22 protein-coding genes and 1 pseudogene are annotated in these 23,479 nt (G+C 57.8%); 16 read left to right on the top strand and 7 right to left on the bottom strand.

Annotation, left to right across the window (positions count from 1 at the left end):
- Positions 1–25: 25 nt before the first annotated feature.
- The 15 genes and pseudogenes from GTQ41_RS27585 to GTQ41_RS27520 all read left to right on the top strand — a co-directional run.
- Positions 26–2,014: pseudogene (locus GTQ41_RS27585) on the top strand (type VI secretion system tip protein VgrG); the annotation flags it as partial.
- A complete protein-coding gene (locus GTQ41_RS28850) occupies positions 1,991–2,461 on the top strand; it encodes a peptidoglycan-binding domain-containing protein (protein WP_329957723.1) in 471 nt (156 codons plus the stop codon). The pseudogene GTQ41_RS27585 and the gene GTQ41_RS28850, both read left to right, overlap by 24 nt.
- Before the next feature lie 11 nt (positions 2,462–2,472).
- A complete protein-coding gene (locus GTQ41_RS27580; RefSeq protein ID WP_080963323.1) occupies positions 2,473–4,233 on the top strand; it encodes a peptidoglycan-binding protein in 1,761 nt (586 codons plus the stop codon).
- A 1-nt stretch (position 4,234) separates the two neighbouring features.
- Positions 4,235–4,738, top strand: a complete 504-nt coding sequence (locus GTQ41_RS27575; RefSeq protein WP_230679401.1) for a hypothetical protein — start codon at positions 4,235–4,237, stop codon at positions 4,736–4,738.
- 167 nt (positions 4,739–4,905) lie between these two features.
- Entirely contained in the window at positions 4,906–5,331 is a 426-nt protein-coding gene (locus tag GTQ41_RS27570; RefSeq protein ID WP_047297293.1) for a hypothetical protein, read from the top strand.
- Between the two features lie 9 nt (positions 5,332–5,340).
- The gene (locus GTQ41_RS27565) at positions 5,341–5,802 is read left to right on the top strand and encodes a hypothetical protein (RefSeq protein WP_047297292.1); all 462 of its coding nucleotides are present in this window, start codon (positions 5,341–5,343) and stop codon (positions 5,800–5,802) included.
- A gap of 20 nt (positions 5,803–5,822) precedes the next feature.
- A complete protein-coding gene (locus tag GTQ41_RS27560; RefSeq protein WP_047297291.1) occupies positions 5,823–7,181 on the top strand; it encodes a lysozyme inhibitor LprI family protein in 1,359 nt (452 codons plus the stop codon).
- A gap of 67 nt (positions 7,182–7,248) precedes the next feature.
- Positions 7,249–8,643 carry a TIGR01777 family oxidoreductase gene (locus GTQ41_RS27555; protein ID WP_080963322.1) on the top strand — a complete coding sequence of 465 codons (1,395 nt, stop codon included), beginning with the start codon at positions 7,249–7,251 and terminating at the stop codon, positions 8,641–8,643.
- A gap of 9 nt (positions 8,644–8,652) precedes the next feature.
- The gene (locus GTQ41_RS27550; RefSeq protein ID WP_047297290.1) at positions 8,653–11,103 is read left to right on the top strand and encodes an alpha/beta fold hydrolase; all 2,451 of its coding nucleotides are present in this window, start codon (positions 8,653–8,655) and stop codon (positions 11,101–11,103) included.
- Entirely contained in the window at positions 11,100–11,609 is a 510-nt protein-coding gene (locus tag GTQ41_RS27545) for a hypothetical protein (protein WP_230679400.1), read from the top strand. Before GTQ41_RS27550 ends, GTQ41_RS27545 begins: the two co-directional genes overlap by 4 nt.
- Before the next feature lie 86 nt (positions 11,610–11,695).
- Positions 11,696–12,151 carry a hypothetical protein gene (locus tag GTQ41_RS27540; RefSeq protein WP_047297289.1) on the top strand — a complete coding sequence of 152 codons (456 nt, stop codon included), beginning with the start codon at positions 11,696–11,698 and terminating at the stop codon, positions 12,149–12,151.
- 4 nt (positions 12,152–12,155) lie between these two features.
- Positions 12,156–12,527, top strand: coding sequence for a hypothetical protein (locus tag GTQ41_RS27535; RefSeq protein WP_047297288.1), 372 nt, complete (start codon positions 12,156–12,158; stop codon positions 12,525–12,527).
- Positions 12,528–12,545: 18 nt separating this feature from the next.
- Positions 12,546–13,394: a type IV pilus biogenesis/stability protein PilW gene (locus GTQ41_RS27530; RefSeq protein WP_047297287.1), complete on the top strand. Its 849-nt coding sequence runs from the start codon at positions 12,546–12,548 to the stop codon at positions 13,392–13,394.
- A 2-nt stretch (positions 13,395–13,396) separates the two neighbouring features.
- On the top strand, positions 13,397–14,470 hold the full coding sequence (locus GTQ41_RS27525) for a M48 family metallopeptidase (protein ID WP_047297286.1): 1,074 nt from the start codon (positions 13,397–13,399) through the stop codon (positions 14,468–14,470).
- Positions 14,471–14,530: 60 nt separating this feature from the next.
- Entirely contained in the window at positions 14,531–14,971 is a 441-nt protein-coding gene (locus GTQ41_RS27520) for a hypothetical protein (protein ID WP_047297285.1), read from the top strand.
- Positions 14,972–15,024: 53 nt separating this feature from the next.
- On the opposite strand, the gene GTQ41_RS27515 is transcribed toward GTQ41_RS27520, so the two are convergent.
- The gene (locus tag GTQ41_RS27515) at positions 15,025–15,396 is read right to left on the bottom strand and encodes a DUF6124 family protein (RefSeq protein ID WP_027610398.1); all 372 of its coding nucleotides are present in this window, start codon (positions 15,394–15,396) and stop codon (positions 15,025–15,027) included.
- 515 nt (positions 15,397–15,911) lie between these two features.
- Here GTQ41_RS27515 and GTQ41_RS27510 point away from each other — a divergent pair.
- Complete coding sequence (locus GTQ41_RS27510; RefSeq protein ID WP_003229522.1) at positions 15,912–16,295, top strand: helicase; 384 nt, start codon at positions 15,912–15,914, stop codon at positions 16,293–16,295.
- 272 nt (positions 16,296–16,567) lie between these two features.
- On the opposite strand, the gene GTQ41_RS27505 is transcribed toward GTQ41_RS27510, so the two are convergent.
- From GTQ41_RS27505 to exbB, 6 genes are all read right to left on the bottom strand, one after another.
- Positions 16,568–17,968 (bottom strand): aminoacyl-tRNA deacylase and HDOD domain-containing protein, encoded by a 1,401-nt coding sequence (locus GTQ41_RS27505; protein ID WP_047297284.1) that lies wholly within the window; start codon positions 17,966–17,968, stop codon positions 16,568–16,570.
- 79 nt (positions 17,969–18,047) lie between these two features.
- Positions 18,048–20,123: an ATP-dependent DNA helicase RecG gene (gene recG, locus GTQ41_RS27500; protein ID WP_217325393.1), complete on the bottom strand. Its 2,076-nt coding sequence runs from the start codon at positions 20,121–20,123 to the stop codon at positions 18,048–18,050.
- 9 nt (positions 20,124–20,132) lie between these two features.
- Positions 20,133–21,062 carry a hydrogen peroxide-inducible genes activator gene (locus GTQ41_RS27495; protein WP_047297282.1) on the bottom strand — a complete coding sequence of 310 codons (930 nt, stop codon included), beginning with the start codon at positions 21,060–21,062 and terminating at the stop codon, positions 20,133–20,135.
- A gap of 210 nt (positions 21,063–21,272) precedes the next feature.
- Positions 21,273–22,022 carry an energy transducer TonB gene (locus GTQ41_RS27490; protein WP_047297281.1) on the bottom strand — a complete coding sequence of 250 codons (750 nt, stop codon included), beginning with the start codon at positions 22,020–22,022 and terminating at the stop codon, positions 21,273–21,275.
- Complete coding sequence (gene exbD, locus GTQ41_RS27485) at positions 22,019–22,447, bottom strand: TonB system transport protein ExbD (protein ID WP_047297280.1); 429 nt, start codon at positions 22,445–22,447, stop codon at positions 22,019–22,021. The genes GTQ41_RS27490 and exbD overlap by 4 nt, the downstream gene beginning before the upstream one ends.
- A gap of 6 nt (positions 22,448–22,453) precedes the next feature.
- On the bottom strand, positions 22,454–23,410 hold the full coding sequence (gene exbB, locus GTQ41_RS27480) for a tonB-system energizer ExbB (RefSeq protein WP_047297279.1): 957 nt from the start codon (positions 23,408–23,410) through the stop codon (positions 22,454–22,456).
- Positions 23,411–23,479: the final 69 nt, after the last annotated feature.

Here is a 23,479-nt window from a genome sequence, read left to right as displayed (position 1 = left end):
ACGACATTCGAACAGGGAGCGCTTTATGTTCAACCCAGCTAACGAAACCCACTTCAGCCTCAAGGTCGAAGACTACGTGGGCGACCTGCAAGTGCTGTCGTTCACCGGCACCGAAGGCATCAGCCAGCCGTTTCGTTTCGACCTCGAACTGGTCAGCGAAAACCCCGATCTGGACCTGGAAAAACTCCTGCACAAGCAGGCGTTTCTCGCATTCGATCCGCAGGGCTCGGGCATTCACGGCCAGATCTACCGTGTCGCCCAGGGCGATGCCGGCAAGCGCCTGACCCGCTATAAGGTCTCGCTGGTGCCGCAACTGCAATACCTGCATCACCGCACCAACCAGCGCATCTACCAGCAGATGTCGGCGCCGAAAATCATCGCGCTGATCCTCGACGAACACGGGATCAAGGGCAACGCCTACAGCTTCCAGCTGAGCCAGCCGTGCCCGGATCGCGACTACTGCGTGCAGTACGACGAAACCGATCTGCACTTCGTCCAGCGTCTGTGCGAAGAGGAGGGTATTCACTACCACTTCCAGCACAGCGAAAAAGCCCACCTGTTGGTGTTCGGCGACGACCAGACCGTGTTCCCCGACCTCGGCCAGCCGACCGCCTACATACAGGGCAGTGGCATGGTCGCTGAAGAACCGGTGATCAAAGGCTTCAAACTGCGCCTGGAAACCCGCACCAGCCGCACCACGCGTCGCGACTACGACTTCGAAAAACCACGTCTGCAAATGGAAGCCGCGTACAAACCCGATGGCGAGAGCACTGAACCGGATCTGGAAGACTACGACTACCCGGGCCGCTTCATCGACCGCGCGCGCGGCAAGTTCCTCAGCCAGCGTGCCCTCGAACGCCACCGCGCCGACTACCGCCAGGCCGAAGGTCGCGGCGACCAGACCAAACTGGTCAGCGGCCACTTCATGGCCATGTCCGACCACCCGCGCAGCGAGTGGAACGACCTGTGGCTGCTCACCGAAATCTTCCACGAAGGCAAACAACCGCAAGTCCTCGAAGAAGGCGTGACCAGCGACACCACCGACAACAAGGACGACTTCCATCAGGGCTACCGCAACACCTTCCTCGCCACCCCGTGGGACGTGTTCTACCGCCCGGCCCTCGAACACCCGAAACCGCGCGTGCTCGGCAGCCAGACCGCCATGGTCACCGGCCCCAAAGGCGAAGAAATCCACTGCGACCAATACGGCCGCATCAAAGTCCAGTTCCACTGGGACCGCGAAGGCCTGGCCGACGACAAAACCAGCTGCTGGCTGCGCGTCTCCAGCTCCTGGGCCGGCGACCGCTACGGCGCCATTTCCATCCCACGCATCGGCATGGAAGTCCTCGTCACCTTCCTCGAAGGCGACCCCGACCAACCGCTGGTGACCGGCTGCCTGTACCACAAGGAAAACCCGGTGCCGTACGCCCTGCCGGCGAACAAAACCCGCAGTGTGTTCAAAACCCTCAGCTCCCCGGGTGGCGGCGGGTACAACGAACTGCGCATTGAAGACAAAAAAGGCGCCGAACAAATCTTCATCCACGCGCAGCGGGATTGGGATGAAAACGTCGAGCATGACCAGAAGATTCGGGTAGGGAATGAACGCCACGACACCGTGGTGAAGAACACCTACACCGAGCTCAAGGCCGAAGAGCACCGCACCACCATCAGCGACCGCAAGATCGAAGCGAAGCTGGATGATCATCTGACGGTTGGGCAGAACCAGCATGTGAAGCTGGGGACTGCGCAGCTCACCAGCGTGGGCAAAGAGATTCACCTTAAGGCTGGGGACAAGATTGTTATCGAGGCGGGTACGGAGCTGACCATCCTCGGGGGCGGGAGCTTTATCAAGCTTGATGGCGGTGGTGTGACGGTGGTTGGGCCGGTGGTGAAGATTAATGCGGGTGGGTCGCCGGGGAGTGGGACTGGCATCGGGATTAAGCCGCCAGTACTGCCGGGGGCGGCGGATAAGGATAAGGCGGGGAGTTTGATGGATCAGGCGTTGTTGAATGCGCCGCCACCTCCTCCGCCAGCATCCGAGAAAAAGAGCTTCCGTATTCAGATGAAGCGTCCCTATGACAAAAAGGGTATTGCTGGACAGCCCTATACGCTGGAAGTAGATGGAGTGACCTATAAAGGCACAACTTCTAGTGAAGGGTTTGTTGATCAGCCAGTTCCGCCTGATGCGAAAAAGGGCAAGCTTACTTTCTATCCATTTGGCGCAGAATCTCAGCCATGGGTATGGGAGTTGGACTTGAAAGCTCAGTCGGAGGCCTCGGACGTGAAAGGGCTTCAGTCCCGCCTTAAAAATCTTGGGTTCTATGATGGGAAAATCGACGGTGAAAATGGCCCGAAAACGAAGCATGCCACCCGTTGTTTTCACCGTTCTTGTGAGTTGGCAGACAAAGATTATCTTTCTTCGAGCGATATTAAGCGTCTCGAAGAACAGCATATTGCATAAGGGAATGAGCAATGATTTACGGTAATTTTGATCTCCGTAAAAAGGATCATGACGGAAAACCTGCGCAGAACACACCTCCACGTTGGGGAGGTGTTGATAACCCACCAGTTGCTATTACTAATGCTGAAACAGCTGGTGCAGCTTCGGGGAGTAGCGCGGCGTTAGCAGTGCCAGAGCATGTAAGAAAGCTTCAGGAGGACTTGATTGGTCTAGGCTTCTCTGTACTAGGCAAACCTACTGGGGAGTTTGATACTAGGACCGAGTGGGCCGTTCGAGAATTTCAGATATATGCTTCAATGGCACAGGTTGCATGTGTTAGAGCTGAAAAAAAGGGGCAGCTGCTGCTAGATCAGGCTGGTTCCCCCGTGCGGATAAATAACTTGGATGTTTACTATGACGGCTCGGCGGGTATTGTAGCCAAAGCTGGAAAAGCTCCGGTTGTTAGCGGGTCAACTGTAGGTCCTGTAACTTATTATGTTGATAGTCTTCAGTCCATAGCTAACTCTGCAAAGTATGTTGGTCCTGTAAGCGGTGTCGTGAATGAAAAGACCAGAGTGGCGATAGAACATTGGCTCGATAATGACTATCGGTGTCCAGTTGTTTTTGAAGCTTGGAAGATAACGGCTGGAAATAGGACCGAGTTGGCTCAAAAGGGTTGTAATATATGGGCTCATGATAGTTTTACTGAAGGTGCTCCAAGAGTTGTATTCAGAGACTTCAGTAGTTATTTTACTTTTCCTGGCGGTCGCGCCCAGACGGAATATCATGCGGTCGGTTACTATCAAAGTGGTACCTATGGCGGGCCGAATGCAGGAAAAGCGCATAGTTGGTCATCCCAAACTGAAATGTCTGTTGAGAAAATAACTGGTTCACCTGCTAATCCGGCACAACTCAATACTCCAGCACTTTCAACATATCGAACGATTAGGGTGGTTGCGGAAGCGGAATGCTTTGGTCGATTTGATGTTTTAAATGCTTGGGATAATGCCTTGGTTTCTGGCGGGCCTTGTCATTGGACTATGGGGCTGTATGGTGCAAACGCATATGGTAAAGGTGAGCTCCCTGGATTCATGGCTTATCTAAAGGACCGAAACCCTGAAGTTTACAAAAAGGCTTTTGGCGATTTTGGCTTGCACCCAACAATAGATTGGAACGGACAGGGTCTGCATAATACGGATCTAATGACCTATGCAGCTTGGGTGAAGCTTACAAACGATAGTTACGTTGTTTCGCAGCAGGTTCATGCTAATAGTGAATTTACAGAATTGGGTGGGTCACAAGAAGAGGCACACTATCTGAAGACATGGCATTGGTTTTATCGTTTAAGTATGGCTGCGCGGACTATGCCTGCATACAGGGCGGCAATGTGGGCTATGGCGAAAATTCGACTAAGTGAAATATTGAATGATCCGATTAGCTTTACTGTGGGCGGGGTGACTGTGAATAGTACTTTAGGAAGTGTTTATACTTCTGAAAAAGCAGTGGCTATACTCTTGCGTTGGCATGTTTGGCGGCCTTCGCATGTTGTTGGTGTGCCTCAGTATAATAGGGTTCGCACAGTTCTGCAGAACACGGTTAATGCGACCAATGGAGTTAATTGGCAACTTCCAGTTGCCAGTTGGGGGGCGGCACACGAGTCGGCGCTGACGGCTCGATTATTTACGGCTCTTGAGGCACTGAATAACACTATAACGGGGGCTATTGCTTTTGGTTCTGGTGAAGTCCAGGGGGCGGTAAGAACTGGTCGTAATACATTCGTTTTGGAGAGCTAATGTGAAATTTTTATTTGTTTTTGCACTGTTTGCTACTGCTGTTAATGCAGCCCCCATAGACGTATGTTCTCCACAAGAGGGCGCGAAATATTTTCTATCCAAATGGTCTGAGGGAGAGCGTGAATTTGATATTCTTTCTCGGGTGGAAGGAGATAGCTTCTCACTCGAAGAGGGAAAGGTTGTCAATGTTGAAGATATTAATGGTGATGGTGTAAAAGATGCTATTTTTCTCTCGTACTCTAGTGGAGGGTCTAGTGGGGATTTTATTCACGAGTTTTTAGTGCAGTGCCATGGTTTTATGAGAAATGTGGGCGGTGAATATTTTGCAGATGTGAAGGTTCTCGACTCTCATTCTGAGATTAGTCAGTTCAGAGATATTAAAGTCTATTCGTATAAAAGAGATAAGCAGGATCAGATTATGCATAAGGATGGTAAGCCGCTAACCTCTGAGTATGTTTGGCGTTTTAATCCAGAAACCAAGCTTTATGAGGGGGAGTCTAGATAGTGGCTCGCCGTGGTTAAATAAATAATAAGGGGCGGATTAATTAGTTTTGTTGGTAATTGAAAAGTTTATCGATTTATTTGTGTTGCGAATAAATCCGCCCGCTCGTTGGTGGCAGTATTGTATTTGCTGATTGACGAGTTGTCAGTGTTTAACGAGTTTCGATAAATATGAGACGGTCATATTTTGGTTTCTTGGCGTTATTTCCTTTCGCCGCCCACAGCGCAGTCACCCGCGAATCACTCAGCTTCGAACTATCTGAAACCAGTCCGGTGAAGTTCGAATTCCGTACCTTTTACGACGCCTCGAGCAAATGGTCAGGCGGCTTCGTAAAGTACGCCAAGTCCAGCGAGCCAATTTCCATTGTGTTGACGGATACCCAGAACGAAATGCTCGGCGCCGATGCCCCTTGGCAGAGCACCAGAAGCTGGTTTGAAGTCATTAGCGGCAAGGTTTCTGGGACCTACGAGCTCGTGACTCAAGGAACGCAGATCGTCTCGATGACGTACACGAAGAAGTCCAACGGCAAGGTTTACTATTTTGGAAATAACACCAGCGTCGATTCCTCTTTGGAGTCCGGATGCAAGTGGGAGTAGGGAGAACACATGAGATCAAAAGCTCTAGCAGTATCACTCCTCGGCTTGCTGTGGACGATGCCGGTGTTAGCCGATACCACTACCTTCAGCCCAACCAAAAGCATCGAGGCGACGCTGGTGATCGAAGGCTCCACGCTGAACGTCGCGGTTAAAAGCGAAGCACATAGCGAGTCGCGGACAATCGATTTTCAAGCTGAAAACGAACTACATGTGAAGATCGATGATTTCAATTTCGACGGCGCCAAGGATTTCGCGATCCGGCAACTCGATGACGGCATGGGCTCTTACGACTACTACCGGGTGTTCATTTACCAAGTCAAAACCGGCACGTTCGAAGAGTTGCAGCCGGACTGCGGCGATGGTTTCGTTAATTTGCGTGTCGACAAAAAGCGTAAGGCGTTGCTCAGCACCTACTGGGAAATGAACATACCTAAGCAATGCGTCACCCGGTTCGCCAAACGCAAGGCATGAATAACTCAAGGAAGAACACAGTGAAACGTTTTGTTTTTACCCTTCTGGCCGTGCTGCTGCCAGTTTCAGCGGTGTACGCGCAGGATGACTGCAGCCATGTCACCTCAAGCCTGGAAATGGTGCCCTGCTCGGAGGCGGCGAAGAAGGCTGCCGATGCGCAGTTGAACCTCAGCTACAAGCAATTGATGGCGCGGCTTGAGTCTGACTATCGAGCAGATCCGGCGTTGGGCGCAGAGTACGCGGCGAAGGTCAAAGAGTCGCAACGTGCGTGGCTGAAATTACGCGATGCGAACTGCCCTTTGGAAGCATTCGAGATCGAGACGGGGATGCCTGCGCATATGTTCGCTGTTAACTCGTGCATCGCCAGAATGAGCCGCGAGCGCTCGGCGTATCTGGACAAGATTGTGCCGGCACAGTCGGCGCAGTTATCCGAAAAAGTCAGCGCCAGTCATGCTTGCCCATCCGAGGATTTCTTACCCTTCCTGGCAGTGTTTTCTGCCGATATCGAAGCACAGCGCCGGCTCACCGCGTTTACCGTCAAGTCGATGGTGTTAAAGCCAAAAGCCGAGCCGGGACGTTTCGAGCCTGTGACCACGGGCGAGAAGGGCGCCGGATTGGCCTATCCGTTGATGGCATCTATTGAATCTCGCAAAACGCCGGGTGTTGTGATTTGGGAATACGACGACAGCCACTCAACTGTTGTGGATCGACGCGCCGGTTGGAGCAACGTCAAAGTCTTCAATTTTTCCCGTCAGGCGTGCTGGGTGCTTGAAGGCGTTGAAGACTGGTCTATTCGCGAGAAAGACCTGCTCGCGGCGAGTACGCCGACTATGAGCAAGGAAGAAAGTCTCTGTTTCCAGCGTGCCGAGGCGTTCGAAGCATTGGGTGCACCGGAAGACCAGCCTCGCACCGTTGAGTTGTATGAGGCCACGCTGGAAAACTTGTTATGTGCAGCACACTCCGGAGACCCACTTGCCAGTTATAAAGCCGCTATTTTGAGCCTCTCGGGCATGGCGCCGCAGGTGCCGACGGATACTTTGGAGTCACTATTCAAAGCAGCGGCCACTACTTTGCCGAACGGTGCGATGGGACTTTCCGAGTTTTACTGCGATGGGAACGAACTAACATCCGACGGTCCCTGCAAAAATCCTGCGCTCGCAGAGCAAGCACTGATGGGCGCCGTGAAAATGGGCAATGCCAACGCTATCAGCAAGTTGGGATCCACCTTCGCGAGCGGTGAATGGGGTACCAAAGATCCATCCCGAGCCATGGCCTGTTACCAAATGGCCCTCGCGAAGGGTAGTGAAGGCGCGAGTTTCGGATTGGAAAACTTGAAGCAAAACTCCACCACACCAATCAAACCCAGCTACTGCTACTGACAACCCCCGAAACCCTACGCTTTTCCTTTAAACTCCCCACCCCCAAGGAATGCGCTCAGGACACGGAATGCCAGCCCCCTCGATCTCCCTTCGCCCCGCGTTAGTACTCTGGCTATACGCCGCCGCAATCGTGCACATTCTCGCCGGCCTCACCCTGACTTGGGCCGGTCACTCCGGTTTACTCGACGGCTATTTGCACACCCTCGAACTCGCATTCTGGGGCGCCGATGCGGTACCTGCGGCCGGCCACGAACAACAAGTCTGGTGGCTCGCGCTTTTCGGCGCGACGCTACAAAGCTATTCGCTGTACATGCTCGCTCTGGTGCACTTGGGCAATCGCTTGAAAGCCCCGGCAGTCTGGGGTTGGTTGATCGCGGGCATCCTGTTATGGGCGCCGCAGGACATGTGGCTTTCAGCGCAACGGCAGGTCTGGTCGCACCTGTGGCTCGACGGTTTTGCGTTGCTGGTGTTGTTGCCACCGCTGGTTTGGCTATATCGCCATGACCGCCGAAAATCCCCTTCAGTAAAGACTCCGAGCACATCCAACCCGTTTGTTGGCAGCGCTTTCAAACGCGTACTGATCACCGGCGGCACAGGGTTTATAGGTGAAGCTTTAGTCCTCCAGTTACTCGACGCCGGTCATTCAATTAGCGTTCTAACGCGTGATCCGTTGAGCGCCGCCACCTTGTTCAACGGCCGCGTCCGCTGTATGCATTCGCTCGGCGAACTCAGCCGCGACGAAGCCTTCGACGTAGTGATCAATCTCGCCGGAGCACCCGTCGCCGGCCCACGCTGGCGTCCCAAGCGTCAGGCGCAACTGCTCGCCAGTCGAGTCGGCACCACCGAAGCCCTGATGATCTGGCTGAAGAACACCAAGCAAAAACCACCGCTGTGGATTCAAGCTTCGGCCATCGGTTTCTACGGTGTGCGTGATGCCAGCGAAAGCCTCGATGAACAGGCCAGCAAGGGCGACGGTTTCATGGCCGAACTCTGCGCGCGTTGGGAAGCCGCCGCGCAACCGGCCACTGAGTTTGGCGTGCGTCAGGTGGTGCTGCGTCTCGGCGTGGTGTTCGGCCCGGGTGGTGCGTTGACACCGTTGCTAATGCCGTTCCGCCTGGGCTTCGGCGGGCGCATGGGCGATGGACGGCAGATCATGAGCTGGGTGCACCGCGACGATGTGCTTCAGGTGATCGCGCGGGCGTTCAACGACGACAGTCTGCGCGGCACCTATAACATGGTGGCGCCGGAAACGGTCAGTCAGGCAGCGTTCGCCGAGCAGGCCGGCAAGGTCCTCAAGCGTCCGGTGTGGTTCCACATTCCCGCCGCGCCAGTTCGTGCGCTGGCGGGGGAGATGGCGCAATTGTTCTTCGACGGTCAGCGTGTGGTGCCGCAGCGTTTGAGCGAGGCGGGCTACACGTTCCGCTATCCGACTCTTGACGCCGCGCTGCGCGATCTGGCCTGAGGATCGCCCATGAGCAAGCCCCTGATGTACCTGTTGGCCGGCAACGGCAGCGCCGCCGATTGGTGGGATGACGCGCTGCCGCATTTTCAGCGTTACGAGGTGGTGCCGCTGGAGCTGCCGGGTTTCGGCGCCAACCCGCAGCCGCCCTGCGAGGATCTGGCGGCTTATGCGCAGACCTTGCTGATGATGACGCAAAAGGGCAGCGCGATCATGGCCGTCGGAGTCAACGCGTTGCTGGTGCTGCATGCGCTGCAACGTCGGCCCGGGCACTTTTCTCGCAGTGTTTTGCTGGCGCCGGTGGGCGCTTTTTTGTGGCAGCGTCGACTGCCGGCGCTGATGTCACCGCTGCCGATCCGCAAGACCATTCATTGGCTGTTGTCGAACAAACCCACGCTGTTTGCCCGCAAGTTCTCCAACCAGACCTGGACGCCCGAGCAGTACCAGCGCATGGGCGCCGGCTATGCGCGCTGTCGTGCGTTCGTGCCGCACTGGGATCTGATTCGCGCCGACACCGCGCTGCCACTGCTGGAGTGGATCACCGATCCGGTCGAGCTGGTCTGGGGCGATCAGGACGCTGTGCTCGGCATCGAGCAAGCGGCGGCGTGGTCGGCGATTCTCGCTCGCGCTGATCTGACTATCAGTCTCAAACCCGGTTGGGGCCATTACCCGTGGATCGACTCGCCCGCGCAGTTCGCGCAATGGCTGGAGTCGGGCGAGCGCGGGTTTGTTGCGCACACCAAGGGCGGGCGTTTGCGCCTGGCTGAACTGGCGCGGCAAGCGGTGCCGGCGGCGCTGACGCTCAACGATTGCAATGATCCGCGTCTGCCAGCATTTCTCGCTGCCCAACCCGACGTGACCTGGGCGGTGCGCTCCTCCAGTTATGGCGAGGATCAGGCCGACTCGGCGAATGCCGGTTTGAGCACCACCTATCTGCGCGAGCCGACCGCCAATGTGCCGAAACGCATCGCCGAATTGACGGCCGAAGGTGTCGAGGAAGTGGTCGTGCAGCGCTTCATCACCCCCGTAGTTTCCGGGATCGCGTTCGTGCGCCATCTCTCGGTAGAACTGGAATGGGTTGAAGGTCATCTCGAATCACTGGCCGATGGACGCGTCAGCCCCTTACGAGCAACGCTTTCGCGACTGGGCGATGCGTGGCGCAGCGGTACGTTCACGCCGTCCCACGGCTTGACCGAAGACGTGCTGTGGCGCTTTCTGCAAGACGTGTTGCGCGTGTTCCACTACGTGCCCGGCGACGTCGAATGGGCCTGGGACGGCTCGCAACTCTGGCTGCTGCAATACCGGCCGATCAGTGACTACGGCTGGCGCCGGCACCTGACCGCCGCCAACATCGCCGAGATCCTGCCGCCGCAACCGAGCGTGCTGGTCGAGTACGCCCAGCGCCGCGCGGCAGCGAGTATCCCGGCGATCATGGCGCGTTGGGATGCGCGAGTGTTGCAGGACAACGAGCCATTCACTGCTGTGTTCGGCGGTGCTTCCTACATCAACAATGACCTGTTTCTTGCCCGGTTGGCCGACTGGGGCATCAGCGCCAGCAACTATGCAGGTGAAGTCGGCGGCGCGACCCCGCATCTGCCGTGGCAACCACACAAAATGCTGCGTTCGTTGCCGCTGTTTTTGCGTATGCAACGCAAGGCTCGCGGCCATTTGCTGAACCTTGAAAACGGCTTGCAGCGCTTCGATCGGGAGCTTGCCGAACTGGTCGCCCAAGCTGCCGATGGCCAGCAATTAGCAGACTGGTTCTCCCGGTTCTACGTGTTCGTGGTGCAAGGCAATCTGTGCATCGCCACGGCACTGGCCAGCAGCGGCGGCGATTGGCTGGGCCGCCCGCCGACCGCGTACGACAATCTGGAAAACAGTCCTCATCGACTGCCGTGGGAAACGGACCCGGCCACCCCTCGACCTGCGTCGAGCGAGCTGCCGCTACAGCCATTCCCGCAATGGTCCGGACTGATCCGCCTCGCGCATTCGACCGGCCTGCCGGGCCTGCGCGGTTACTACCTGCAAGTACGCGAGTGGTACCGCGACAACCTGATGCGCATCTTCTTCCGTCTGCACCACGCCATGCCCATGGCGGATCGCGAGCATTGGTTCGCGCCGCATCCGGACGTACGCACTCGCGATGGCAGCTTCTGGCAGGACGGTCGCGAAGGTGCGGAGCAGGCCACCGGGTTCATGATTTATCCGGGACAAGTGCAAGGCATTCTCGGCGAGGACATCCTGCTCGAAGACACCCTCGATCCGGGGCGGCATGCGCACTATCAAGCAGCACGAGCGGTGATTGCGCGGATGGGTGGGCGGCTGTCCCATGGCTCGACGTTGTTGCGGGAATTGCGCAAGCCGTCGGCGGTGATGCCGCAGGTGGATCCGGCGTGGATGGGGTGTGAGGTGTTGTATCGGGATGGTGAACTGGAATTGATGAATTCGAAGGATGTGAAGTGAAACGACTGCTGGTGTTATTCATGAGCTGGTTGCCGATAGCCGTTATGGCGGCAGGTGTCTGCAATCAGGAAACTGACTCTAAATATTTCTTATCTCAATGGCCGGAGAGCAGCGGAGATCAGGAAGACATACTTTCCAGTCTCGATGGAAAAGAATTCTCTATCGAGCCAGGCCACGTAGTCTTCCGTGGCGACCTAAACGGCGATGGTATCGAAGACTTCATCTTCAATTCCCGCGTAGGCATTGGTTCTTCGATGGACAGCACATTCGCCTTCCTGATCAAGTGCCGTGGTTACTTGAAGTATTCGGGTGGCGATTACTTCGCCGGGGTCAAAGTTCTGGACGGTCCGCCTAAAGGTGGCGGTGAATTCAAGGACATCGAGATCTACTCCTACATTAGGGACAAGCGAGGGCGGATTCGCTACAAGGGCGAAGAGGGCATGACCCGGCCACATCTGTGGCAATTCAACCCGCAGACACAGCGTTATGAAGGGCAGGCTGAGTAAGCCGACAGTCCCCACTGCATTTACGGAGTTACTACGTGAAAGGATTTTCGGTTCTTCTCGGCAGCTTGATATTGGCTGCAGAGTCCATGGCCTTCGCTGCAGATCCAGCCTTCAAGGATTACACCGTCACGCCAGTTTTCACCGGCCCCAACCATAAACTGGTGCCGCAAAAGAACAGCAGCCCAATGATGGATCAGGCACGGGTGCAAGCCCTGCAAGGCAAGGTCAACTTCGCCGGCCATTACATCCTGCACAGACTAAGTTGTGGCGGCAGCGCCATTTGCGGCCAAGTGCTGGACGCCCAGACTGGTGAAATGGTTGGAGGTCTGCCCAATGCTTACGACGGCAGCACTTTTGGCATGGTTTACCAGCCAGATAGTCGTTTGATCTTCGTCTCCGGCATCACGCTCGACGGTGAAGAAGATGCGCAGGGGAATGCTTTGGAAAGTGGTAACCGGGATCGTTACTACGAGTTTGTGAACAATGAATTTCGACTGCTGAGCATGACCGATGTTGAATCGTCGCCGATGGATGAGGAGTGAGTGGATGAACCGGTTTTTCATTTGGCCCGTGCTGATTGCGCTTTCGCTATTACCTCATTCACTGCCCGCGACTGCCAGCGAAGGGAGTTGCTACGGCTACCTTACTGAGCTTGTCAGGAGCAGCGATTTTCCGTTTCGTTATGTCGGCAAGGACAAGGTCAATTTGCTGATTGATGAGGATGACGGTGAAGTAGTGCGCGCTCAGCTGTTTTACGACACCGACGGCACCGGCACGATTGGCTGGATCAAATACACCCCGACTACCCACGAATTGCTCAACACCTCGGCCGAGTTGGATGAACCGGTGGCGTTGTCATTCGATGCCAAGTTTGCGGACGGCTATGCAAAGTGCCTGACAAAACAAAAGGCCGGCTAACGGCGAAAAGGATTAGCTATGGCCAGCCTTAAGTGGGTGTTGATGATCGGCAGTTTGTTCAGCGCTGCCAATGTCTTTGCCGTTGACCCGCCAATAGTGGGAGTCGCCGGAAACACCGTTACGTTCCAAGCAAAAAAATGGACATCGCCCGTCGTGGAATCTACGACCGCCTGGTTCACCGCGAATGGACAAACGTTCCCCTTGTTCCATGCCGGCATTGCTGCGCAGGCTTATCCTGACTGGCTCAGCCCTGACCAAAGATTTCTACTGGCGACTGCGGTGGAGTACGGCGTTGTCATAGGTGAGAACGGCGAGGAAATAGCGACATCACAGGGACATTGCGATGTGATCTCGATGGAAACCGGTTGCGTACTTGCTGAGACTTACGAACGGTTTTGTGAGGGTAAATGGGTAGGTAATCAATGGGTTTCTGAAGAGGGCGGGGTACTCAACCCTGTCTTGGAGACTAAGCCACCAAAGTACCTTCTGAAAAATTCTTCGAGTATTAAGCCTGCGCAGTCCCGAGCAGAGTCCATCGAATGGAGCCTGAGCTTTTTAAGCCCGGAATCCTATATGGCGTGTCATCCCCCGGCGCAAAATGTTCAGGCCTACAACGACCTCGGTTTTTATCTGGCCGAGGGCGGCAACGATGAGTTGGCAATGAAGTTTTATCGAGGCGTTGAAGCTGTCGGCAAACGCACAGTGCTGATGCTGAACATGGCTGATTCGCTGTGGCGACTTGATCGGCAAGAGGAAGCGCAGCGGTATTACCGCGAGTACCGCGACGCGATGAGTGCCGCCGGCAAAGCGCAGAAGATTTCGCAACGCGTCGTTGAGCGATCTGAAATTCAGGGACTGAAACAGTGAATATGTTCTTCCGCTTTATCGTGTTGAGCCTTGGGCTTTTATCCACTTCCTACGCATTTTCTACCCCGCAAGTCCTCAAGGAAATTCCTGCGAGTTTGCTGGGCGATGCATCACGGCAGAACGTATTCGTTCTGGCAGGAGACGCGGACGAGGCCTCTAACCGGTTGTTGATTGCGCCGGTACAGGCACGTGATGAGAACATCTTGCTTGATACGTCCAAGGCGCTGCCTCTGATCAAGAGTCAGTACTCGTCTGCTCTTCAGGGTGTCTTCAGCGTCCATGTACTCAAAGGTCGTCCTGGCGTCATGACCGTGATTAATCCGCAGGCTGAGGAAGCTGTGGTCAAGCAGCCGTTCGTTGAGGCTGGGGATTACATAGCGCTGGTAACCAGCGAGGAAGATAACGCGGTTTACAACTTCAACCTGTTGTTCACATTCAATAGAAGCTCGAAGCAGTTTGAGCTGAAAGCTCTCCTGGAAGTGGCGAATAACGACTCATGTGATCGATCGCTCGTCAGCGTAGTGGAGTTGCCGGTGCAGACATTGGGCCCCATCACTCTCGCTTCTTTCGATGGGCGTGAAGCGCTGCAGAAGCTGCAGGTTGCTCGTACTGGCAGTATTAAGGGCGTGAGAAAGAAATTGATGACCGTCGATTCGGCTGATTTGCTGGATATGGCGCTGGCAGCCTACCGAAAGGGTGATGACGTTTCCTTCAAGGATACGATGAGCTTCGCGTTGATGGGCGGCGGCTCGCATGACACTTGTCCCCCGGATAGCTATATCGTCGCAAAGTACTACTACCCGCAGCGTCCAGGTTGGTCCAACGACCTCGGTTTTTTGCTGGGCGAGGCGGGTTACTACGTTGAGTCGATTGAGTTGCTCAATGCAGTAATTGCCAATCACCCAAACAGGACGGTTGCTTACCTGAATCTCGCTGACAGTTATTGGGCCGTGAACGATAAAGAGCGGGCGGTGGCGGCATACAAGCAATACGTATCGCGAATGTCTGAAGCGGGAAAAGCTTCGAAGATCCCGGCGAGGGTGGGTGAGCGCCGCGCTTTGGTGCCCGAGGCGTGATCAACGCTCGTTGAGTTGCTGTAGATGTGTTTTCTGATACCTCATGAAATCGCTAAAGGAATGTTCGGTTTGAAATGTTTGCCTGCGTTTATTTCAGTGCTTCTTCTAATGCCACTGGCTGCGCACAGTGAAGTTTCTACACAGGTAAGGTGCTTCCGCTCGCTGGAAGGCAAAAATATCAATTTTGAATTCAGAACCTATTACGACGCGGCCGCTAAATGGAGCGGCGCAAGTGTCAGGTATAGCAAGTCGAAGAATGCTATTGCTCTGGTTCATCACCGAACCGAAGAGTACGTCATGACGGAGGACGGTCCCTACGAATTCACGACGACTTGGGTGGAAGTTTCAGGCGGTGCAGTGACGGGGCAGTATGTCATTGCAACGCAAGGCGCTCGGGTGAACTCAATGCGTTACACGAATTACAAATCCGGCAAACAGTATTCGTTCGATGAAGACTTCGGCATCGAGGCCTCCCCAGAGACGGGTTGTCAGTGGAGATGAAGTCTTCAAGAAAGGGGACTTAACGTCCCCTTTTTTTTCATCCACAAACCTCGCTAGGACTTGGCCGCCAGGTTCCGCACTTCAATATGATCGAGCGTCCCTTCCACCATCAATCGCACCCCATCCGCCATTCTGCTCAGAGCCAGTGCAACCGAGCGGCGGGAGCCGTGGAGGTCGTCGGCGAGGTCGCAGGCGATGGCGCTGATGGACAGGAGGTCTTCGGAGGCGTTGGCCATCAGGGCTTCGGCATCGGTGCCGGGGGTGAGGCTGAAGAGGCCGGTTTCGCGTTTGGGTTGGGATTCGGTGCGTGGTTTGAAGTGGTGGTCGAGGGCGCGTTCGGCGGCTTCGTGGAATTTCTTGGATTCCAGTGATTCGTAGGGCGATATGTCTGGGGTTTCGGGGGGATTGGGTGTTGGTTTGATCATAGGTATTTTCCGAGTTATGGAGCCAACACCGTTTCGCTTGCTTCGAGAGGGTGGCAGCTGTGTATAGGTGTGCAAGACCGGACTCGGAAACCGGCAGACCCGAAGGCCTCCCATACACAGCCGCCATAACAGTTCGCGAGCATAGGAAAACGCCCGGCGAATAGCCATAACTGAATGCATAACGAGTCTGGACTTGCACGTCCGAGTCACCGATTTTGCGGAGACACACACAGGCTATCGACGATGCTCCAACCTGCCTAGTTCACGCACAACACCACGCTTTGCAGGAAATTTCCCATAGGTTTGCAGGCTGGAAGATCAAAAGATCGCAGCCTTCGGCAGCTCCTACAGGGATGTGTTTCAACAGGTGTAGGACGGTGGGTGCAGAAGTGTGACTTGGCGGTCATCGTGCGGGAAATGGTCTGCATCATCTTCCAATAGCGGCGGATAGTGGCGTTATCGTTCGAATCCCTTACACTGCCCCGGCCGTTCATTTTCCTTTTGAGGCTGTGCGCATGAAATTTCGTTTTCTTCTGTGGATGATGGGTTTGTTGATGGGGAAGGCCAGCCGGACAAATCCTGCGTTCCAGCAGCAGTTGGGTGACAAGGATCTGGTGTTTCAGCTGCAGACGCTGGACGGGAAAGTGGCGCGGCATTTCGTGGTGAAGAATCAGCGCGTTACCAGCAAGTCTGGTGTGGTGGCGGAGCCGGCGTTTGCGATTGCGTTCAAGGATGCGGGTTATGCCTTTGCCACGATGCAGGCGAAGAACAAGCAGCTGGCGTTCATGCAGGGGATTCAGGACAAGTCGATCCAGCTGAAGGGGAATCCGGCGCTGGTGATGTGGTTTCAGGGGTTGATGAAGTATTTGAAGCCGAGGAAAGCCAAGCCTAAGGCTTGAGTAGATGTGCTTGAGTAGAAGGGCTTGAGTGGAGGGGCTGTTGTGGTGAGGGGATTTATCCCCGATGGGCTGCGCAGCGGCCCCAAAACCCGAGACCTCGATATAACTGACGCACCCTGTTGGCTGGGTTTGCGACTGCTGCGCAGTCGGTCGGGGACAAATCCCCTCACCACAGGGTTTCGCTGAGTCAGTTGGGTTGAGGTGGATTCTTCGCGAGCAGGCTCGCTCCCACAGGGGTTGTGTAAACCTTGGGGGAGCGGGCCTGTTTTGGTTCAGGCCTGGCTGAACTGCGAGGCCAGTTCGCGCAGCAGGACTTCGGCTTCGAGGACTTTGCTGACCACATCATTGGCCTTGTCACGAGTCAGGCCGACGCGTTCGAGCAGGGCGTCGGGGATGTCTTCGTCGGGGCCGGAGCCGATGCCGCGGCTGCGCAGCAGGCGCACGGCCAGGCAGACGAGGTTCGGGTATTCGGCGTAGGCGCCGTCGTAGCTTGGGTCGTGCTGGAAGCGCAGGGCGGTGGCCAGTTCATCGGGCATGTCCCAGTAGCGCATCAGCCACGAGCCGATCTGTTCGCGGCTGATGCCCAGCAGGTGCTGCTCGATGTAGCTGTGGCACAGGTGCGGGTTGACCTCCAGGTGGCGGCAGATCAGCGAGAAGTGCGGCGGGAACACGTGGGCCAGCAGCAGGTAGCCGAAGTTGTGCAGCAGACCGGCCAGATAGGTCAGGCCGGCTTCCGGGCGCTGGGCGCGCGGCATGGCGCGGGTCAGGCCTTCGATGACGGCGGCGGTGTAGATCGATTGCTGCCAGTACGGCGTGGTGTGTTGCGGATGGTCTTTGGGCAGGCTCAGGGTCTTGCCGAGGGCCAGGCCCAGCGCGAGGTTGATCACCAGATCGAAGCCCAGTACGCGAACGATCGCGTCTTCCACCGAACGAATCTTGCCCGGCGAGGCGTAGTACGGCGACGCCGCCCAGCTCACCACTTGTGCAGCCAGCGCCGGGTCGGTTTCGACCACGCCGGTGATGTCGTCGATAGTGGCGTTGGGGTCGACGCGTAGCTTGATGATTTTTTGTGCGGTTTCGGCCAGCGGTGGAATCTCGATGGTCGCTTCCAGACGCTGCTGAATCCGGCGTGCAGTGAACGCCTGAACCGCCTGGGTGATTTCCTCGCGGTCATCGTCCGGGCGGTCGAGGTTCGGGCGGATGCTGCTCAGGGCTTCGCCGAAGTTGGCGGCGCTGGCCTTGGTCAGCATGGTCTTGAAGGCTTCGCTGGTGATTTCCAGCAGCACGCCCGGCTCGCCAGAGTTGATCAGCAGCTTCGGCTCGCGCAGCAGGCTTTCTTCGTAGAGGCACGGCGAACTGGTCAGCGCCGGCAGGCCCGGCAGCAGGCTCAGGCTGTGTTTGCCGAGCATCTTTTCCAGACGCTCGGTGGACACGGCGGTCAGGCGCCGGCCCGTCAGTTCGGCGAGGCGGTTGAGGTCGAGCAACTGGCTCTGCGGAAACAGCACCATCAGCGCGCCCACGGCGTCGTCCAGCAACACGGCTTGTACCTTGCGCGAGGCATTGAGGCCGTGGTGGTCGAGCACTTCTTCGTAGGCGATACCCAGCTTGCCGAGCAGCAGCCGAATTACAGACGGCGCGTGCGGGGGTTCGGGGGCGAGAGCTGCGTCAGTCATGGTCTGTATCCGTTTTTGAAACAATGGCAGGAGTATAACCAGCTCTGTCGGAACGATCCTGCACAAACTGCGACGGTGCTCACACTTGGCCGTATTGCTGCCCATGGCGCAGCCAGCGGTCGAGCAATGGGCTGACGTGGGTTGGCCAGCGTTCCAGCAGCGCTTGCGCGGCATCGCGCACGGCGGGCAGCAAGTCGGCGTCGCGCATCAGGTCGGCGACTTTGAATTGCAGCAGGCCGGTCTGACGGGTGCCGAGCATTTCGCCGGGGCCGCGCAGTTCGAGGTCTTTTTCGGCGATGACGAAACCGTCGTTGGTCTCGCGCATGATGCCCAGGCGCTGACGGCCGATCTGCGACAGCGGCGGATGGTAGAGCAGCACGCAATGGCTGACCGCGCTGCCCCGGCCAACGCGGCCACGCAACTGGTGCAATTGTGCAAGGCCGAGGCGCTCGGGGTTTTCGATGATCATCAGGCTGGCGTTGGGCACGTCGACGCCGACTTCGATCACGGTGGTGGCGACTAGCAGTTGCAGATTGCCGGCCTTGAATTCAGCCATGACTGCCGCTTTTTCCGCTGGTTTCATGCGCCCATGGATCAGCCCAACCTTGAGCTCGCCGAGAGCGGCGGTGAGGTCTTCGAAGGTGGTTTCAGCGGCCTGACAGGTCAGCTCTTCCGACTCTTCGATCAGCGTGCACACCCAATAAGCCTGACGCCCTTCGGCGCAGGCGCTGCGCACCCGTTCGATGACTTCGACGCGACGGGTGTCGGTGACCAGCACGGTGTTGACCGGGGTGCGACCGGGCGGCAGTTCGTCGAGAATCGAGGTGTCGAGGTCAGCGTAGGCGCTCATCGCCAGCGTGCGCGGAATCGGCGTGGCGGTCATGATCAGTTGGTGCGGACACATGCGCCCACCGACGCCTTTCTGCCGCAGCGCCAGACGCTGCTGCACGCCGAAACGGTGTTGTTCGTCGATGATCACCAACGCGAGATTTTTGAACTGCACTTCGTCCTGGAACAGCGCATGGGTACCGACCACCATCGGCGTGCCGCTGGCGATCTGTTCCAGCGCGGCGACGCGGTTCTTGCCCTTGAGCTTGCCGGCCAGCCACGCCACGTCGATGCCCAGCGGTTCGAGCCAGCGCTTGAAGGTGATGAAGTGTTGCTCGGCGAGGATCTCGGTCGGCGCCATCAGTGCGACCTGATAACCGGCCTCCAGCGCTTGCAGTGCCGCGAGGGCGGCGACCACGGTTTTGCCCGCGCCGACATCGCCCTGAATCAGGCGCAGCATCGGTTCGTGCTGGCTGAGGTCGTAGGCGATTTCGTTGCCGACCCGTTGCTGGGCACCCGTCGGGTTGAAGCCGAGGTTGGCCAGGTATTTTGCCGGCAGTTTCGTGGCTTTCGGCATCGCCGGTGCGCGCAGGGAGCGCATGCTTTCGCGCAGGCGCTGCTGCGATAGCTGGTGAGTCAGCAGTTCTTCGAACGCCAGGCGATGCTGCGCCCAGTGATGACCGAGGGCGAGTGCATCGACGTCGGCATCGGCGGGCGGGTTGTGCAGGTAGCGGATCGCATCGGCCAGCGGCGCCAGTTGGTAGTCGCGAGCCAGTTCGGTCGGCAACCAGTCGGGCAGGGTGTTCGGCTTGAGCAGGGTCAGGGTCTGCATGCACAGCTGGCGCAGGCGCTGTTGGGTCAGGCCTTCGGTGAGTGGGTAAACCGGAGTCAGGGTTTCATCCACTGGCGGCGGTTCGTCACCGGTGATGGCGCGGTATTCAGGGTGGTAGATTTCCAGCCCCGAAGCGCCGGGCCGGACTTCGCCGTAGCAGCGAATCCGCGTGCCGCGCTTGAGGCCTTCTTTCTGCGCATTGCTGAAATGGTAGAAGCGCAGGCTCAGCCCGCCAGTGCCGTCCTGCATGCGCACGACGAGGCTGCGACGCCGGCCCATGACCACATCGGCGCCGCTGACGGTGCCTTCGACCACCGCGTCCTGGCCCGGGCGCAAGTGGCCGATCGGCACCACGCGGGTGCGATCCTGATAACGCAGCGGCAGGTGAAACAGCACGTCCTGGAGGTTTTCCAGGCCGACCTTGGCCAGTTTCTCGGCCATGGCTTCGCCGACACCCTTGAGTGCCGTCACCGACACTTGCGACAGCTCAGTCATGACCCTGGCTTAACCGGCCGTAACCGGCGCGACGGGCTTGGCCACCGAGCACAGGCGAACGGAGTCGGCGAGGATCTCGATGGCTTTCGGCCGTGGGAAGCTGGCGCGCCAGGCGATGGCGACTGTGCGGAATGGCACCGGCGCCGACAGCGGCCGCACTTCGATCACGCCTGGGGCGTAGTGATGGCTGTCCACCGCCGACAGCGGCAGGATCGAGATCCCCAGACCGGACGCGACCATGTGGCGGATGGTCTCCAGCGAGCTGGATTCCACCGTGGTGTGCTTGGCGCCGTCGTTGCCCTTGGTCAGGGTCGGGCAGGCTTCGAGCACCTGATCGCGGAAGCAGTGGCCTTCGCCGAGCAGGAGCAGGCTCTTGTCGTTGAGCAGGCCCGGATCGATGGATTCTTTTTGCGTCCACGGGTGCTGGGCTGGCATCAAGACGTAAAACGGCTCGTCGTACAGCGGCAGGGTCAGCACGTCGGCTTCGTTGAACGGCAGGGCGATGATGATCGCGTCGAGCTCGCCGTTGCGCAGTTTGTCGCGCAGCACGTGGGTGAAGTTTTCTTCGATGTACAACGGCATCTGCGGGGCGACCCGGTGCAGTTGCGGAATCAGGTGCGGGAACAGGTACGGCCCGACGGTGTAGATCGCACCGACTTTCAGCGGGGCGGTCAGCTGGTTCTTGCCGGCCTGGGCCAGTTCACGGATGCCTTGCGCCTGCTCCAGGACTTTCTGCGCCTGGGCGACGATGCCTTCGCCGACCGGGGTCAGGCGCACGGCGCTTTTGCTGCGCTCGAAAATCAGCACACCGAGTTCGTCTTCAAGTTTTTTCACGCCTACCGAGAGGGTCGGCTGGCTGACGTGACAACGCTCGGCGGCGTGGCCGAAGTGCTGCTCTTGGGCGAGGGTAACGATGTAGCGTAATTCTGTGAGGGTCATAGCGAGCGTCCATGAAGTTGCGGGCCAAGCATAACGGCTGCAATCGATAGACGCACGTTATCAGACTGAGTGAGGAATGCGACACCGGGCAATGTGAGTTTGCCGTTTATGGATGAGCTGAAAAACAAAAGATCGCAGCCTTCGGCAGCTCCTACAAGGGGCGAATACCTGTAGGAGCTGCCGAAGGCTGCGATCTTTTGATCTTGCTACTTAACGACGACGGTCCAGCGAGTACACAAACGGCGCCACAATTTCGATCGAGCCGTTGTTCAGCATATCGGCCGGCGGCTTGGGCAGCGGTTGTGCGCGACGGATCATTTCCAGGGTGGCCCGATCCAGGTCGGCGTTGCCCGAGCGGCCCACCAGTTCGAACGACAACACATTGCCTTCAGCGTCGACGACGAAACGCAAACGGTTCACGCCTTCCTTGCCGCGAGCCTGCGCACTGGCCGGATACTTCTTGTACTTGCCCAAGTGCGCGAGCAGGGTGTTTTGCCAGCTGGCCTTGGCGGCCATTTGTGCGGGCGACGGTCCAGGTGCCGGCTGGGCGGATTTCTCCGTCGGTGCCTGGGTCGGCTGCGTCTCCGCCGGTTTTTCCTCGGAAGGTTTTTCCTTCACCGGCTCCGGTTTTTTCTCCACCGGTTTGGGCGGCTGCGGTTTCGGCTTTGGCTTGGGTTTGGGCTTTGGTACGGCAATCTCGGCCTTGGGTGCTTCAGCCAGTTTCGGAATCGGCAATTCTTCGACCGGAGCCGGTGGCTGCGGCGGTGTGACGACTTTCGGCGGAGCAGGCGGTGGCGGGGTCGGAACCGGTGCCAGCTCGACCATCATTGCCTGCGGCGGCAGTTCGATGGGCGGACGGGCGGTCCAGTTCAGCGCCAGCGCGATGGCCAGCGCGTGAACGCCCAGCACCACGGCCAGGCTACCGCTGTAACGCGTCAGCTTATGGCGCGTCGTGATCATTTCTTGGCTGCGCTCTCAAGGCCCACCAGACCGACCTTCAGGTAACCGGCCGAGCGCAGTTTATCCATCACGCTCATCAGGTCGCCGTAGTCCACACCCTTGTCGGCCTGGAAGAAGATGGTGGTGTCTTTCTTGCCCTGGGTCTTGGCATCGAGCACGGCGCCAAGGGTTTCGGCTTTCACTTCATCGTCGCCGATGTACAGGCGCTGATCAGCCTTGACGCTGAGGAACACCGGTTTCTCCGGGCGCGGCGCCGGTTTGGCGGTCGAGGCCGGCAGGTCGACCTTGATGTCCACGGTGGCCAGTGGCGCGGCCACCATGAAGATGATCAACAGCACCAGCATTACGTCGATGAACGGCGTGACGTTGATTTCGTGGTTCTCGGCCAGATCGTCGTCTGCGCCTTCTTTCAAATGCAGGCCCATGGCCGATTACCCCACTTTCACCATGTGTGGTTGCGAGCTGCTGCGCTCAGGCTGGTGATCGAGGTCACGGCTGACCAGCAACAGGACCTGCGCCGAAGCGTCGGACACCTGCGCCTTGTAGCCGGCGATGGAGCGGGCGAACACGTTGTAGATCACCACCGCAGGAATCGCAGCAACCAGACCCAGCGCGGTGGCCAGCAGCGCTTCGGCGATACCCGGCGCCACAACGGCGAGGTTGGTGGTCTGGGTCTTGGCGATGCCGATGAAGCTGTTCATGATGCCCCACACGGTGCCGAACAGGCCGACGAACGGCGCGGTGGAACCGATGGTGGCGAGGACGCCGGTGCCGCTGCTCATGTTGCGGCCACAGGCGGCGACCAGACGCTCAAGGCGGAAGCTGACGCGCTCCTTGATGCCTTCCTTCTCGCGGCTGTTGACCGACAGGCGCATCTCTTCGAGGGCGTCGTGCACCAGCAGGTTGGCGAGGGTGCCTTCCTTTGCCGCAGTGGCGCTGGCTTCCTTGAGGGTGGCAGCTTTTTTCAGGGCAGCGATTTCACCACGCAGACGCCGCTTGGCGCCCATCAGCTCGAAGCCTTTGGCGATCCAGATGGTCCAGGTGATGATGGAAGCGATGGCCAGACCGATCATTACGATTTTCACAATGATGTCGGCGTTCTGGTACATGCCCCATGGCGACAGGTCGTGGGCCATGCCCAAGGTGTTGTCGGGTTCGAGCACTTCAGGGGCATCTGCCGGGGCGGCGTCTAATGCCTGCACCGGGTCGGTGGTGGCTGGCGCGGCTGCAGTTGGTGCGTGCTGTTCGGTGGCAGCCGGAGCGGTTGGCGCTTGTGCGTCGGCGAAAGCGGCGGTCGGTGCCAGCATCAGGCTGAGCAGCAGGGCCGCCACTGCGCTGAAGGCGCGAGGTCGTTTGGTTGGCGAAGCGGGGTTTTGATTACGTGTCATGCTGGCCGGACCTGAGGTAGAAAAACGGTAATGCTCTTCCAGGCCTCGTAAGGCCGAGAACAAAAGTGG

The organism is Pseudomonas sp. AN-B15 (genome assembly GCF_019056475.1).
GTDB classification, from domain to species: domain Bacteria; phylum Pseudomonadota; class Gammaproteobacteria; order Pseudomonadales; family Pseudomonadaceae; genus Aquipseudomonas; species Aquipseudomonas parakoreensis.
Note: the sequence above shows the minus strand (reverse complement) of the source record. Positions and strands in the feature narration are given on the sequence as shown.